This window comes from Micromonospora sp. NBS 11-29, assembly GCF_002140155.1.
Lineage (GTDB): Bacteria > Actinomycetota > Actinomycetes > Mycobacteriales > Micromonosporaceae > Micromonospora.
On the sequence record NZ_NAPR01000003.1, the window covers coordinates 429256 to 430618 of the forward strand.

Genomic DNA, 1363 nt, shown 5'->3' on the forward strand with positions numbered 1-1363 from the left:
CGGGCCGTGGCCGGTCTGGTCCGACAGCGTCCGCTCGCCACCACGACCGTGGCCGGCAAGGCGCTGCCGCTGGACGTCTGGCGGGTGACCGGGGTGTCCCGGTACCGGCCGGCCCGGCACGACGGCCCGCTGGTGGGCCGACGCCGCGAGCTGGCCGGCGTGGCCGACGAGGTGACCCGGGCGCTGCGGGAGCGGCGTCCACGGTGGATCTCGCTGACCGGGCCGCCGGGCAGTGGCCGCAGCCGTTTGCTGCACGAGCTGACCCGTGCCGTGTCCCAGGTGGACGGCACGGCGGTGCGCTGGTGCGTGGCGCACTGCCCGCCGTATCCGGACGGGGAGCTGGCGCCGCTGGCCGACCTGGTCCGCGCGCTGCTCGCGCCGGAGGCGACCGGCCGGGCGGCGACGGTGCGCCCGCTGCCGGGCACGGCCGTGGGCGGCGCCGCCGGGTGGGCCGCGAGCAGCCCCGCCCTGACCGCGTTCCTCGCCGCGCCGCACGACGCGGCGGCGGCGCTGCGGGCCGCGACGGCCGTCCGCGAGCTGCTGCTCGACCGGGCCGCCGGGACCCCGGTGGTGGTGGCGGTGGACGACCTGGACCGGGCCGCTCCGGCGCTGCACCGGTTCCTGAGCCGGCTGTACGCCACCGCCGCCGAGCGTGGACTGGCGCTCGCCGTGGTCAGCACGCACGGCGCCGGGTGGGCCGATCCGCGACCCGGCCCGACCCGCCGGCTGTCGCTGACGCCGCTGGGTGCCCGGGACACCGGACGGCTGCTGCGGCTCCTGCTCGACCGGGCCGGCCGGCCCGCCGCGCTGGCCGCCCGGCTGCTGCCGCTGGTCGGCGGCAACCCGGCCGTCGCGGCCGCGTACGCCGGGACCGACGCCGGTGACGAGCCGGCCGGGGTGCCCGCCGCCGCACGCCGGTTGGTGGACGTCCGGCTGGACCGGCTGGACGGCGTCCAGCGTGCGGTGCTGATGGCCGGCGCGGCCGTGGCCGGGCCGCTCGCTCCCGGCACCGTCGAGCGGATGCTCGGCTGGCTGCCGGGGCAGGCCGGGCCGGCGCTGCACGCGCTGACCGCGGCGGGTCTGCTGCGCCGCGTCGAGGGGGGCGGTTGGACGGTCGCCGAGCCGGTCGTGGCCCGGGTGGCCGCGCACCGGCTGCCCCGCGCGGCGCGGGCCGACTTCGCCCGCCGGCTGCGGGGCGGCGCGCCGATCGGGACGCTCCGCGCCGAACCCGACTCCCCCGCCACGCACGCTCGGGCCACGTCGGGGCCGGCGGTGGACGCCCCCGCGCGGGGTGCCGAGGGGCAGGTGACCTGCCCGCTCGGGGCGGGACGGTCGCGCCGGTCGGGAGGAGGGGCCCGACCGG

At 81.4% G+C, this 1363-nt stretch carries 1 protein-coding gene; it reads left to right on the forward strand.

The window, feature by feature from the left end:
• Positions 1-171 precede the first annotated feature (171 nt).
• The coding region (locus B1205_RS30805) for an ATP-binding protein (RefSeq protein WP_254909701.1) at positions 172-1363 on the forward strand (1192 nt) is incomplete at its 3' end.